This window comes from Lonepinella koalarum (genome assembly GCF_004565475.1).
GTDB classification, from domain to species: domain Bacteria; phylum Pseudomonadota; class Gammaproteobacteria; order Enterobacterales; family Pasteurellaceae; genus Lonepinella; species Lonepinella koalarum.
Genome location: NZ_SRHX01000002.1, coordinates 19,819 through 31,997, shown reverse-complemented (window position 1 = coordinate 31,997; position 12,179 = coordinate 19,819). Strand labels below are relative to the sequence as shown.

The 12,179-nt window shown below is 43.1% G+C and carries 20 protein-coding genes; 3 read left to right on the top strand and 17 right to left on the bottom strand.

Annotated elements, in window-relative coordinates; genetic code table 11:
• The first annotated feature begins 4 nt into the window (after positions 1-4).
• Together E0709_RS02930 and E0709_RS02925 are read left to right on the top strand one after the other, a co-directional pair.
• Positions 5-337, top strand: a complete 333-nt coding sequence (locus E0709_RS02930) for a type II toxin-antitoxin system RelE/ParE family toxin (protein ID WP_132301727.1) — start codon at positions 5-7, stop codon at positions 335-337.
• The gene (locus E0709_RS02925) at positions 327-623 is read left to right on the top strand and encodes a helix-turn-helix domain-containing protein (RefSeq protein WP_132301729.1); all 297 of its coding nucleotides are present in this window, start codon (positions 327-329) and stop codon (positions 621-623) included. The genes E0709_RS02930 and E0709_RS02925 overlap by 11 nt, the downstream gene beginning before the upstream one ends.
• A 2-nt stretch (positions 624-625) precedes the next feature.
• Here the strand turns inward: E0709_RS02925 and E0709_RS02920 are convergent, their stop codons facing one another.
• From E0709_RS02920 to E0709_RS02845, 17 genes are all read right to left on the bottom strand, one after another.
• Entirely contained in the window at positions 626-1,003 is a 378-nt protein-coding gene (locus tag E0709_RS02920) for a M15 family metallopeptidase (protein WP_132301731.1), read from the bottom strand.
• Between the two features lie 67 nt (positions 1,004-1,070).
• Positions 1,071-1,397: a phage holin, lambda family gene (locus tag E0709_RS02915; protein WP_132301733.1), complete on the bottom strand. Its 327-nt coding sequence runs from the start codon at positions 1,395-1,397 to the stop codon at positions 1,071-1,073.
• A 10-nt stretch (positions 1,398-1,407) separates the two neighbouring features.
• Positions 1,408-1,590: a hypothetical protein gene (locus E0709_RS02910; protein ID WP_132301735.1), complete on the bottom strand. Its 183-nt coding sequence runs from the start codon at positions 1,588-1,590 to the stop codon at positions 1,408-1,410.
• 1 nt (position 1,591) lies between these two features.
• The gene (locus E0709_RS02905; protein WP_132301737.1) at positions 1,592-2,341 is read right to left on the bottom strand and encodes a phage adaptor protein; all 750 of its coding nucleotides are present in this window, start codon (positions 2,339-2,341) and stop codon (positions 1,592-1,594) included.
• Positions 2,338-3,006, bottom strand: a complete 669-nt coding sequence (locus E0709_RS02900; protein WP_132301739.1) for a phage adaptor protein — start codon at positions 3,004-3,006, stop codon at positions 2,338-2,340. The genes E0709_RS02905 and E0709_RS02900 overlap by 4 nt, the downstream gene beginning before the upstream one ends.
• Positions 3,006-3,203, bottom strand: a complete 198-nt coding sequence (locus tag E0709_RS02895; RefSeq protein ID WP_132301741.1) for a hypothetical protein — start codon at positions 3,201-3,203, stop codon at positions 3,006-3,008. Before E0709_RS02895 ends, E0709_RS02900 begins: the two co-directional genes overlap by 1 nt.
• A gap of 55 nt (positions 3,204-3,258) precedes the next feature.
• Positions 3,259-3,855, bottom strand: a complete 597-nt coding sequence (locus E0709_RS02890; protein ID WP_132301743.1) for a hypothetical protein — start codon at positions 3,853-3,855, stop codon at positions 3,259-3,261.
• A 2-nt stretch (positions 3,856-3,857) separates the two neighbouring features.
• Positions 3,858-4,823: a hypothetical protein gene (locus E0709_RS02885; protein ID WP_132301745.1), complete on the bottom strand. Its 966-nt coding sequence runs from the start codon at positions 4,821-4,823 to the stop codon at positions 3,858-3,860.
• A gap of 11 nt (positions 4,824-4,834) precedes the next feature.
• Positions 4,835-5,857, bottom strand: coding sequence for a hypothetical protein (locus E0709_RS02880; protein ID WP_132301747.1), 1,023 nt, complete (start codon positions 5,855-5,857; stop codon positions 4,835-4,837).
• Between the two features lie 84 nt (positions 5,858-5,941).
• The gene (locus E0709_RS02875; protein ID WP_132301749.1) at positions 5,942-6,232 is read right to left on the bottom strand and encodes a hypothetical protein; all 291 of its coding nucleotides are present in this window, start codon (positions 6,230-6,232) and stop codon (positions 5,942-5,944) included.
• Positions 6,232-6,402 carry a hypothetical protein gene (locus tag E0709_RS12240; RefSeq protein ID WP_165867216.1) on the bottom strand — a complete coding sequence of 57 codons (171 nt, stop codon included), beginning with the start codon at positions 6,400-6,402 and terminating at the stop codon, positions 6,232-6,234. The genes E0709_RS02875 and E0709_RS12240 overlap by 1 nt, the downstream gene beginning before the upstream one ends.
• A 40-nt stretch (positions 6,403-6,442) precedes the next feature.
• The gene (locus E0709_RS02870; RefSeq protein ID WP_132301751.1) at positions 6,443-6,880 is read right to left on the bottom strand and encodes a hypothetical protein; all 438 of its coding nucleotides are present in this window, start codon (positions 6,878-6,880) and stop codon (positions 6,443-6,445) included.
• Positions 6,881-6,912: 32 nt separating this feature from the next.
• A complete protein-coding gene (locus E0709_RS02865; protein WP_132301753.1) occupies positions 6,913-8,184 on the bottom strand; it encodes a coiled-coil domain-containing protein in 1,272 nt (423 codons plus the stop codon).
• 9 nt (positions 8,185-8,193) lie between these two features.
• Positions 8,194-8,853 (bottom strand): coiled-coil domain-containing protein, encoded by a 660-nt coding sequence (locus tag E0709_RS02860; protein WP_132301755.1) that lies wholly within the window; start codon positions 8,851-8,853, stop codon positions 8,194-8,196.
• A 2-nt stretch (positions 8,854-8,855) separates the two neighbouring features.
• Positions 8,856-9,659 carry a hypothetical protein gene (locus E0709_RS02855; RefSeq protein WP_132301757.1) on the bottom strand — a complete coding sequence of 268 codons (804 nt, stop codon included), beginning with the start codon at positions 9,657-9,659 and terminating at the stop codon, positions 8,856-8,858.
• Positions 9,659-9,934 carry a hypothetical protein gene (locus tag E0709_RS02850; protein ID WP_132301759.1) on the bottom strand — a complete coding sequence of 92 codons (276 nt, stop codon included), beginning with the start codon at positions 9,932-9,934 and terminating at the stop codon, positions 9,659-9,661. Before E0709_RS02850 ends, E0709_RS02855 begins: the two co-directional genes overlap by 1 nt.
• Positions 9,935-11,878 (bottom strand): hypothetical protein, encoded by a 1,944-nt coding sequence (locus tag E0709_RS02845; protein WP_132301761.1) that lies wholly within the window; start codon positions 11,876-11,878, stop codon positions 9,935-9,937.
• A gap of 93 nt (positions 11,879-11,971) precedes the next feature.
• Between E0709_RS02845 and E0709_RS12235 the strand changes: the two genes are divergently transcribed.
• Positions 11,972-12,127 carry a hypothetical protein gene (locus tag E0709_RS12235; protein WP_165867217.1) on the top strand — a complete coding sequence of 52 codons (156 nt, stop codon included), beginning with the start codon at positions 11,972-11,974 and terminating at the stop codon, positions 12,125-12,127.
• Positions 12,128-12,179 lie beyond the last annotated feature (52 nt).

Here is a 12,179-nt window from a genome sequence, read left to right as displayed (position 1 = left end):
CATTATGTTTACCTTACATCTCATTAAACAAGCTCAAAAAGAAATTTTGAAAATGCCTACGGCATTAAGGGAATCCACTTTTGAAGCCTTGAAACAACTTGAACAACAAGGCAATCAATTAAAAGAACCCCATGTTAGAGATATGGGGGACGGTTTAAAAGAGTTGCGTGCGTCATCAAAAGACGGAATTTCTCGTAGTTTTTTCTTTTTTCATATCGGTAAACAAATTTATGTAATCCACGCACTCCATAAAAAAACACAAAAAACACCAAAGCAAGATTTAGATCTTGCCAAACAACGAATGAAAGCGATTAAGGAGCAATTTAATGCAAAATGAAACCTACGAATTTGTGACCCTTGCCGAACTTGAACAAGAATTAATGCAAGATCCTGAATTTGTTGAATTACGCAAAGTGCGTGAAGTGCAACAAAAAATGATTAATGAACTCAAACAGTATCGTTTAACTAAACATCTTTCACAAAGTGAAATTGCAAAACGTACTGGCATGAAAGTTCAAAACATCAGCCGTCTTGAACGTGGGCTAGTCCGCCCAAGTTTTGAAACAGTAACTCGCTATGCTCAAGCCTTGGGCGGTGAAATTATGTTTCAACCAAGTGCGTAATTTTATTTATACTCTGCCCTATCCAACTCAAAATGCGGACCATCTTTAAAGGATGTCCAATCACCGCCCCAAACAATCGGCACATTCAGCTGTTTCGCCGCTTGTTTGACGGTGTCGGCGAGCTGTTTAAACTCGCTCCATTTGTCCCAGTTCACAGGATACGGCACTAAATCCACCGCATGCCCTGTTAAATGTCGGCTGTTTAGGGTTTTGCTTGCCCCTTTTGCCACTAATTCTTTTTGCCGTTCCAAGGTGCGTAAGCCTTCAATTACGCTAAAATCTTGTTTGGCCAAGGTTAAAGCAAGGCGAACCACCTTAACTAAATCAGGGTGAACTCCTGTTAAATGCTTTTCACTGCGTTGACTAAATTTAAATGTCATTCTCACTCCTTAATTTGCCATAAAAAAAACGACTGCATCACACAGCCGTTTTTGATTTTCGGTTAACTTATTTGTATTTTTTGTGAATTTGTTGAGCGTAATGTTTGGCAATAATACGGATTTGGTCAACCCCTAAAAACGCCACCCCCGCCCCAAAGGCAACGGACAGTTTGGTCGGCATATTAAAATATTCAAATACGCTTTCACTTGCCACCGCAATCAAGCCACAAATCACCGCTTCTACATAGCGTTTTAACCAGGGATGATCTTTACCAATATAATAAATCCGCAAATACGCCATAACAAATGCCATAAAAAAACTGTAAATGGCATTGATATGTTCTTTGCTATAATTTAACACTAATTCAACAACGGTATATTCTTTGTCTGCCATTGTTCATCTCCTAAGGTGTTTCCTTGACACTACCGCATTCTTCACACCTTGTTGCCAATTCCACAATTTCTCGCTCAATCACTCGTTCAGTCGGGCGTGGCACGCTAATTTGTTGGCTTAAACCGCTTTCATTATCAGACAGACAGCCACAAGGCGTTTTGCATTTTTCTATCACTTTGCAATAATCAGACATGTTAGATTCTCCCTTTAAACGCCAAACTAGACGGGGCATTCGTTGCAAAATGACTTTGCACATCAATTTTGCCTTGGGCGATACCTTGTTTGAACCGTTGCTCATAAACCACTGCCAATTGCGGGTCGGCAAAGTCATATTGTCGCATAAACAACAACTGGCTTAACGCCCCATTGACCACTACATCATGATAACGGTCAAATAACAGTTTATCCACATCGCATGCCGTTTGTGTCGGCTGAGCGAAATAATGCACCTGCAATTGATTCTCGCCGTCAAATTTAGGGGGCTTGCTGAGAATGATTTTATCATTTGGCTCAAAGGTAAAATGCTTGTGGCAAAAGCCGTGACGTGGTGAATGAAAATGTTCAAAAAAACAACGGCATTTTTCACCGCGGTTACCCAAATGCACCGACTGCACCACATGCACTTGCTCATTATCGCCTTGTTCAAGGTAATAATCTCGCACGCCCACTTGTACATCTAAACGCAATTCCCGTTTTAACAATCGGCTTTGCTGGCAAAAGGTTTGTGCTGACTGGCGTAAATATTCCAACGCCACATCATCGGGAACACCTTTTGCTATCAGTGTCACTCGGGGTAAAAACTCAGTGAGTGAAATAAATTCCACATCTCGCCCGTCATTATCACAAATCCACCCCGTCATCGGTTGATTGCCCCCTTTGGGTTTTAAGCAAGGGTGAGAACTAAAGCTAATGGGTTTGGCGGGGCTTTCGCATGGACAACTCATTTTTTACCCCCTGTATTTTTGCTTGCTTGTGCGTTGGCTTGTTGAGTAAATGCCACTCGCACTTGCTCTTGTAACAAGGTGCGATCTAAAAATTGCTTATAATATTGAGCGGATTTTTGTTGCGATGTAGCACTTTCTGTTTCCATAGCAAATAAGCGATACAGCACATAATCCACCAAGTTCGCATAGTTTTCCGTGATATTTTCATCAAGGGTGTCGCCTAGTTTAACTTTGTCAGGCTTTACCGCACAGGTCATTCGGGCGTAAATGTTTTCATCAGGGCTAACAGGTGGTTTCACGCTGAATTGATTATCCGTGCCGTTAACCTTGCTATAACTGCGTGTGTCGCTTTGACGATTAGCACAATTGCGTTTACCAAATGCCGTTTGGGCGGTGTCGTCTACTTCTTTCAGCTCTGCAATAAAATTGCCGTGAGCGTCCGTGATGGCATCGACCGAATACAACAAATCACAACAACAAGGCTGTTGCAAATCGCTCTCATCCAGTCTTGTCACCACGGTTTTGATAAACTTAGCGGGATTGAGTTTAAACATTTCTGCCACCGCTTCATTGAGATAATCCACAATCAGCGGATCTTCAATGCGGTCAGCGTCAATGTCGTTATAATCAAAACGAACACGCAGAATAAAATCTGCAATATTCATCAGCTAATTTCCTGTTCAATGTCGTTGCTATTGGCTTTGCTTCTGCGACTTGGTTTCGCCACAGACGGCTCACGGTGAATAATTTCTTTCTTTTCATTTTTGGAAAGTAATTCTGCCGTTAAACTATTTTGCACATCAAATTTCATGCCATTAATGGCGGAAACAAAGGTGTGTTTTTGTGGAATAGGTTGTGTCATGGTCATTGTCCTTGTAAAAAAAACGCCCTAGCCAGTGATTGACTAGGGCATCGGGTTACATCATAAAACCGTCTTGTTCAAAGCGGCGACCAATCAATAGCACCAAATCATTTAACTTGGTGAGATCTTTTGGCAAGGCTTTAATTTCAAGTTCAATCACGTCCACTTTTGGATTGTAACCTTGGGTTGGTTGAACCGTCCATTGGGTGCGTTCTTCCACTTGAGCGGTTTTGGCAGAATCAAAGTAACCCGCTTGGCTGACCACTTCAATTTCGCCCGCTTCAGAATAAGTGGCTTCGGTCACCATACCTGATAAATCCGTGCCATTCACACTGGTCAAGTCAAATTGAAAACCCGCCACAGGCTGGCGGAAGTCAAAGAAAACGGCTTTCACATTGGCGTGGTTTGGATGTAGGAAAACCCGCAATTTATCGCCTACTTCTAAATCTTCTACCGTTTTGCCATAGCGTTTGAGTAGCACTTTTAAAAGCTGTTTCCATTCCACCTTGTCACGATAGCCATAACCGCCGTCTGCGCGGTTATCAGGCTGAACCTTAACAGGTAACAGGTTTTCATCTACCACCCCGCAATCACGGCAAGGCTTGCCAAATTCAGTGGCATAACCGCCACGGAATAAATTATAAATCGCCATAATTAATCTCCTACTACAACAGCCGCAACGGCAATGGATTTATTGCTTAAGGCAGCCACATCAAAACGGTAATTCCCCACAAGGTAAATATCGTTTAACACGGTTTGCCATTCGAGATAGTCTAAACGACTTGGGGCAGCAATGTTTTCAGGATCGACCATTAACACATATTCCACCACTTTACCGTCTGCACGGCGATAACGTGGCATATGTAATGATGAGTAGATTTCCATTCCTAACATCGGGTGAACCATTCCCGTTACAATCGGGTTATCCGGTAAGCAGCACCCTGCACCAAGATGAGACTGCTCCGCACGCAAACGAGAATAAAACGCAGGACTTGCCACGATTTTTAACGCATTGCCACCACAGGTTACGCCGCCTTCTTGTAAGGCTTGCTCCATATTTTGCAATACATCCATGGCTCGCACGCCATTGGCTTTACTCACCACCACTGGGTTTTCTGTATCGCCAAGATTGATATTGCCACTTAATGCCCCTGCTCTCACGCCACGCAATAACGGGTGAGCAGACGCGGCTAACACAGTAAAGCCGTAACGCTCAGTTAAATCACGCAACGCACGCCCTACCGCAGTTTCATACCCGTCTTGAAACACTTCCCAGTTGTGACACATCAGTGTGGCTTCTTCACGAGAGAATTTCCGTTTCATCGGCACAGACTGGCATAAACGAATTTCACCACTACGGAAGGGATTATCAGGCTCCCAGGTTTCACCATTCCATGCACCGTCGTGGAAATCGCCCACTTCAATGTTGTCAATAATGGTGTAATGTGCCACAGGGGCGCAGTTTAGCCCTAACTCCACGATATTATGTTTTGGGTTGACAATTCGGGATAATGCGGAGCAGTTGTGCATTTCAGAAATCACAATCTGCGTGGCATAATCGGGAATATACAGCCCTTCGCTTGCACCGCCCAAATCGGCGGCTCGCATATTCTTAGCCATAAAGACTCCTTTTATTGTTTAAATTTTGCCAAGAATTTTCTCAGCTCAGCGGTTTTCCCTTGACGGGCTAACATTTCCGCTTGTACTTGATCTTTCTCGGTCATCTCTTTGGGAATAATTGCCTTTGCCTTAGCGGGTGCATTTTTTTGTGGTGCCACCGTCACAGGCATAGGCGCTTTGGTTTGGGATTGTTGATACTCATCTAACAAATTGCGAATCGCTGGAATCAAGCGAACGTCTTTTTCACCCCCCGCTTTAGCGATTAAATCAAGCCCCGTTACTCCCGTCCAATCGGTTTTACTGCGTGCAAATTCCATAAAAGCAGAATCGCCAAGTAATCCTTGCACTTCAGGAATTTCACGCTGAATTTCCGCATACCAAATCCGCTCACGCTCGGAAACCGTTGGCTGGGCTGGTGCTTTCGGTACGGACGTGTTGGGTTGGGTTTCTGTTTCTGTTTTCGGGGAAACAGGTGATGATTGCTGTTGAGTTTGTTGCTGAGCAAGTTGTGCTTTGAGCTTGAAATACAAATCAGGATTCACAATTTTTATTTCACCCAAATCGTCATCAGATAAGCCAGTCGGGTCTGGTTGATTTGGGGTTGGTGTGGTTGGCTGAGTGTGTTTTTCTTCCAATTCTCGCAAGCGTTTTTCTGCTCGCTCTCGGGCTTCGGCTTCTTCAATTAAACGGGCGTTGAGCTGTTGCCGTTCTGCCTGTTCTTTTTTCAATCGTCCTTTCCACGCATTGACATCGTTGTCATCTTTCACTGATTTTTCATCTTCGCCTGTAGAATGTGGCGCAGCAGGCGTTTTTGGCTCAAACTGCGGTTCTTTTTCAGGGGATTTTTCAGTGGTCTGTGACGGTTCGTTTGTCGGGTTGTCTTCCGTGGTTTCAGGGGCAATCTCCGTTGTGGATTCGGTTTGTTGTTCTTTTGCTAAACCATTGCCAGCTTGCTTTTCACGGGCTTTTATTAGCTCATCACGCAAGTAGTGGGGAATGTATTTACCAAAAGACTGAGTATCTTGTTGTTCCATTTGTCTTTCCTTAAAAGAGTGGAATAAAAAACTGCGGTGAAAAACACATCATTTTTTCACCGCAGTCCTATTGAGCGTTAAACCTTACACTAATGGTAAGATTTTCGTTGTCGTTTCAGGTTTATCAGGGCGGAAAATTAAGCCTGTGAGCTCAGCGATAGCGTGAGCGGCATGTTGATATTCCTTACGCATCGCATCATCAAGCTCCATACGAGCTTTACTGTTTAAATAAAGCCATTGCGCATACAGAAAATTTTCCAGTTCCTGTTTGATTTGTTCATTATGGGAAAGGCTAAAACGCAGTTCGGTCAGCTCATCATTAGGCTGATTAGGCGAACACATTCGCACCCACAATGGGGAATCTGTGGCTTTCATTAGCGTCCGCAACCTTTGCAACCGCCTTTCGCCGCACGACTGGCAGATGGCATTACGCCACCGCTAATTTCCTTGGCGACTTTATCGGTGCGGTCGGCAAAACGTACGCCACTGTTACCGTCACTGGGTTTTTGCACGTTGTCACGTCCTTTTAATGGGGTATAGCTCATCGCTTTCTCCTTATTTTTTAGGTTTAAAAAACGACTGAAACTAAATGTCGCAGTCGCAGAGTTGGTTTTTCGGGATGATTGGGTCATCGTAATGGTCAATAATTACCAAGTTTGTGCCGTGATATTCAAAGTAGTAAGTGCCTGCATCATCAATATGAATCGCAGGCTCATCAGCGGTTAACACCACCGCTTGTTTACGCTTTTTATACGGCATATGTTCCACATTCGCCAACACAGACGGCTCAATAGGAAATGGGCAACACTCATCAGATAACGCCCAATGGCGATTACCCAATGACTGCACCCGTGCAATATGCACCGTCACCGTTTCACTGCCACTCAATCCCCACGCAATCACGCGCAATGGATAGCGTTTAACTTCCACATTGCTGGATGTGGGGAATAATTCGTTTAGATTGAAATGCGGTTGAGACGGTTGTGCGTGGCGAATAAGGGTTGTGTGAGTTTGGATTGGCATGATTTGTCCTTATTGCATCTTTAAGTTAAGCGTTAATAAATCCAAGTGCCAACTTGCCAGTTTGAAATAGTTGGTGTAATCATCTCGACTAACTTCGCATTGCCATTTTCCACATATAAACGAGCGATTTTTTTTAACATAGGATAGGCTAAAATTTCCTGAGCTTCAGCAGAATCTAAATAACCACTAGGAGTGTCATCCAATACTTCACCTAAGTCAAAATCTGCAAAACCGGTAGTTTGATTGAACCCCATTACAAACTCAGACTGAGAATATTTTAATTCCCCGTTTGTTTTCCCAATTAGCGTAAATGTAGTCGTTGCATTAGTTGTATTACTAAAATTTACAACAAACAAGGAATAGTACCCATTTGGCATACCTGTTAATGTATTAGACGAAATATTATCCATTTCACCGTAGTATTTAGATACACCTGGAACAACTTGTTTATCTTCCACATCCAATATTGCTGAATGAGCGGTATGGGTTGGACTTGAGAATCCAATCGAAGCGCCTGGATTAAATTCGGGTACTAACCATAAATCAAGAATTGTTGCACCACTTTCACCTTTCCATTTAATATTCGCAATAAATTCCGCGTTAGTATTACCACCATAATCACCCACAGCTTGAATATTATCAGTAATTTCAGCAGGAATATCTGGCTCAGGCATTGGCGTTGGTTCAGGTGTTGGTTCCGGTGTTGGTTCCGGTGTTGGTGTACTATTACGACATTCTTCTAACTGAGCGTTCAGAGAACTAATTTGTGAATTGGCGTTTGCCAATTGAGACGATAACCCTGCGTTCTCTGCTTCCAGACTATCGTTTTTAGACTTTAGGGCGGTTAGTCTCGCATCAATTGCGTCAATATCGGCACAAGTGGCAAGGCAATCCCCTTGCATAACAGCGTTATTACTGCTGTCACGTCCTAACTTCATTTTAGTGCCATTCCCCGCCAACACATCAGCTAAATAATTATCTTGTGCCGTGTCTTTTTGTTGCAAGGCACTAATTTGATTGTCATGTTGCGTGTCTTTTTGTTGCAAGGCACTAATTTGATTGTCATGTTGCGTGTCTTTTTGTTGAAGTGCACTAATTTGATTGTCATGTGCCGTGTCTTTTTGTTGCAGGGCACTAATTTGATTGTCATGTGCCGTGTCTTTATTTTTCAACGCAGCAATCTCTTCATCTTGTGCTTTATCTTTAGCGGAATTTGCTGTCACTAATTGATTAATCAGCGTTTCGGTTTTTTCGTCTTGTTCAGTTTGTGAATTTTCAAACTGAGTGCATGTTACAAATGCCATAATACTCTCCTAAATTTTTGTGCCAATAAACACGGCTGTGTTATCATCATCGCCGTCAACACGAGTAAGGGTGAATTTTGTGCGATGATTACCAGGGACATTGATTTCAAAGGTGCAACCGTCCACCACATTAATAGTGGTTTGCCCAAATCTTTCTCTATAACGAACAAGATATTGCATACCCAATCCCACCTGATTCCTATCAAGAATGTCGATTGAAGCAAGAAGATTGTTAACCCAAATTGCATTAGGCTCAACAGTTGTGACTGAATTAGCAGCAGTGTATTCATGAGTTTTATTTTCATCAAAAAACACAAAAGACGCTTTAAAAGCGTTAAGGGTTTGTATCACCACTAAACCGCTAATCGTCCAGCTTGGCTCTACTACCGGTGGTTGTGCTGGCGTATTCGCTTGCATGGCTTCTTCACAATCCATCAAGTCTTTTTCCACCGCTTGCAGCTGTCGTTCTATAAACCTGATTTGTATCTCTTTGTGTTCAAGCTGAACTTGAACTGCGGTTAAATTTTCCGTTGTTTGTGAAAGTTGCTGTTCGGTTTCTGCTAGCGTTTGTTGTGTCTGTGCCAGTTCCTGCTCCACCGCTGAACAATCTGCGGTTTGTTGACAGCTCAATGCTTTCAATTTTTCTGCATAGTAAGGTTTTATTGCCATAATTAGCACCCCGTTTTAATAAGCTCTGGGGCAGTGGCGGAATGGTTAACCGCATAACCAATCACCCCATTTTCACATTCTGCAACCGGCACAGTATGTCCATCGTCTGCATTCGGATACGCATAACCATGAATATTGCCTTGACAGTCAATAATCGGCACTGTGGCATCAGGATCTCGGGTCTCGTTCGGATGAAACAAATAACCAATTTGTCTATCACCATTATGACAACCATCTCCACAACCTAACTCCAAATCAATCACAATCGGCACACTGGCGGAATAACCACAACGCTTATCGGTACGCGTCCAGCGTACATTTCCGCAATTGCTGATTTCTTCCACTTCCACAAAATGCTGATTACACCGCTCTGTCCCTGTGGTTTCCCATGTTTTATCGAGACAAAAACCGCAAGGCTCAATACCCAGCTCAACATCGCTAAATTCACGACCGCTTACCGCTTCCACTTCCACCACTAAATCCGCTTGGCTTCCATGCACCACCGGCATATAATTGCCCGCATAAGGAATAATAATGGTGTTACGGTCAGGGGTGAGACTGGGTACGCATGTGCCAATTTGATATTCAATCGCTGAACTCAATTCGCCTTTAGTTGGACTAATTAACGCACAACCATTACGCTCAAAGCGGGGCTGTGAACTGCAATAATGCACCCGTTGAAAGGTGATGATGTTTTCGTTAGTTAAACCATAAGCGGTCACTCGTACAGCCCCCTGTACTGAAAAACCTTGTGTATCCACCATATCAGGGGAAATCACGGTTAATACATTGGGATTACAACTCATTATTTGCCCCCATATAAATTATCAAACAACACTGACACTAAATCGTGAAACTTGCTGTAGTCTTGCCCTTTGCGTGGTGTAAATACAATCGGTTGTTGCCACCACAACACTTTAAGTCCACCGGCATAACCACCGTCTGTAAAGGTGAGTACCTTAGTGGATTCGTTAAATTTCACATCACAGGTATTCGCTTGAACACGCTGCACCACACCATAACCATATCGGTCGTGCCAAACTTGGTCGCCCTGTTTGACTTCATCTAAATCAATTTTCATTTACATTATCCTTAAACTCCGTCCGTCTAATCCGCTCGTTTGACTTGCCAATTGAGCATTATTCAGGTCAGACTGCACGCCACGACTTGGCATATAGCGGTCAGTGTCAATCCCTGCGGATTTTAAATAATCTCGTACCATATCTGTGACCAGCTGTTGTGGTACAAGCCCTTGTTGTACAAATTGACTGGCTTGCGGGACAAGTCCTGCCAATTCTTTTGCTTTTTCCAACTCAGCTTTCAGCCCTAAAAGCCCCGTTGGGATAATTTCTGCGTCCGCTTTTACGCTGTCATCATCGCCCAGTAAATTATGGGCGTATATCAACGTAATCGCTGGACGGATAAAATATTCATCAATATTAAACGCACAATCTTCCAACCCTAACACGGCGTTATCGGTCATCATCGCCAATCCACCCAGTGTTTGTCCCGCCCCTTGTAATCCTGCATTACCATTTAAAAATGACGGTAAACCGCATTCATCATCGGCAAGACGAATCTCATTGGTCATAAAGTTAAATAACTGCGGAAAGGTCAGTTGGATATTATGTTGCGTGATTCCCCGTCCGTTATTTTCTCGGCTAGGATTAGAGAAAATGCGGACATAAGGCTCAAAGGTGATTTTACTTGGGTCATTGAATTTATCCGCATCAATTTCCAACATCGGACCTGCCGCATAAAAAGCATTAAGCAACATGGAATATTGCGTGCGATTAATGGATTGCTGGCGGTCATAAATCATCATTCCCACGGAAATACCATAAGGCTCACCGGCAATGCGTTTGTAACTGGCGGAAAAGTAAGTGCGTTCCCCTTTTGGGTGTGCCACAATTTGACAACGAATCACACGGTTGTCGCACACTTCAATATCGGCGTTAAAAAAATCATGGCATTCACTGTCTTTCAGTTTCACGCCGTAATCGATTAAATCCTGCCCTTGAATCAACATCTGACAACGCAAGGTATGAATTTCATCTTCCACTAAGAAATAATCCAACACCCCTTTATCTTCCACATCTAGCCCTAACCAGTTAGCATCGCCATTCTCAATAATGGCTTTTAACACATCATCGTGATAACCTAATTCTTCCTTGCCAATAAATGACGACAATTGGGCTTTAGTGCGCTTGGTCAGCTCAATAAAATAACTGCCGTCTTGAGCATTGGTGCTATCAGGGGCAAAAAACGCATTCACTGGATTAATCCGCCGAAAAGTCGGGCGAATCACCGTGACTTTTTCAAACTTATTTTTATTCCACTGATAATCCACCACCGCTTCATTGTCATAACCCACCACCATAACGGGGAATAAGGCAATATCAAATAAGGCTTCACTTAGCACTTGGGTGAAATGACCTTCCACTAATTGGTCTTTAATCAACTTCACCATTTTAGCCGTAGCATCTGTGGCAATGTGCAACTCTTCTTGACGTAATAATTCTTTCGCTTCTTTGCTTTGTTGCTCAATGAACCTTACCACTTCAGGCAATAAAAAACCGTCTTCCCCCATAATGGCTTCAGGCGGTATCCCTACTTCAATGAGCTTACTTAATAATTGCCCTTTAACCCTTTCTAGCCCTTGTTCTTGTTTGTTCTCGGGTAACTCCACAATAGGCGTAGGGGAGATATTAAACGGCGGATTGGCAGGATTAGCGTATTTAGACCGCATATAACTGCCGACCGCATTAACTTTAATTTGGGTTAATCCAAAATAAGAACGCATATTCGGACGACCAATTAATTCTTCAGGGTCGTGAATCTTATGATAAGCATCATCAAGCCGTCTAAACCAATCATCTACGGTTTTTCCTTGCACCAACAAAGATGAGCGGTGACTTTTCGCTTGACGAAAATATTCCGTCACTTGCTCTGCCAGTGAATCGTGAACATCTTCTAATTCATCTTCATCATTCGGCAAATCAATTTGTTCTTTGTGTGTTGCCATTGGACATCCTTAAAAGAAAAACCGCACCTTTAAAAGTGCGGTTCAATTATATTTTATCAAAAATCAAAAAAATTACTTGGGCAATATTACTTTGTGCAATATAATAGTTTTCATCAGCAAGGTGCTGAGACAAGAAACCCCACCTTGTGGAAAGTGGGGCAATCTGAAGTAGGTGAAGTGATGAATAGAACTTTAGCGATCATCATTATCCTGTTAGTCGGATTGTTGGTAAGCCTGCCAGCTTACTAGACTAACTCAAAGGGGGATATGTAGCAGTCTCCCCCTGCGACTTCAATCTTAA